We start from the raw sequence: 600 nt of genomic DNA, 5'->3' as shown, positions 1-600 counted from the left end.
CCAACAGGAACCGGTATTATGCCGTTCCTGTGGGCAACCGGGGACGATTTCGATACCTTTGAGCAAAAAGTGGCGGATCACCCGTATGTAGACGAGTTCCTTGCAATCGACAAAGTAGAGAACAGCACTCTCTATCGTGGTCTCTGGGTTGGAGATCACGATGACCTCATCAAAGGGATTGTGGACGCTGAGGGCACGATTCTTGAAGGACACAGTGACACCGACAAGTGGGAATTTCACCTCCGATTGCAGGATCACGATAAATTGTCGAAGTTTTACAACTTCTGTACTGACCGCGACATCTCGATCCACATCGTTCGAACGTTCACGGTAACCGAACGGACAGAGAGTATTAAGAAATACGGCCTCTCCCATGAACAGCGGGAGGCACTCATCCTCGGACTTCGTGAAGGCTACTTCGATACGCCGAGCAAGGCGAGTCTGAACGACCTTGCCGAGACACTCGGAATTTCTCAACAAGCCATGTCAAATCGAATGCGACGGGGGACGGAACAGGTTCTCAGCGAAGCCCTACTCTCGACATCGGCGGACTTCGACTGATCCGGAAGGCTATTTAAATGGATTGTTGGAACAATGGTC

Annotated in this window: 1 protein-coding gene; it reads left to right on the top strand. The window is 51.0% G+C overall.

Translation table 11 applies throughout. The features are described from left to right. Positions 1 to 561 (top strand): helix-turn-helix domain-containing protein (locus ACSFDB_RS21000; RefSeq protein WP_440772831.1); only part of this gene is annotated, 561 nt, incomplete at its 5' end. Positions 562 to 600 lie beyond the last annotated feature (39 nt).

Source organism: Natronorubrum amylolyticum, from assembly GCF_052040145.1.
GTDB lineage: Archaea > Halobacteriota > Halobacteria > Halobacteriales > Natrialbaceae > Natronorubrum.
The sequence above is the reverse complement of the archived record's forward strand: the minus strand, read 5'-3'. Positions and strand labels throughout refer to the sequence as shown.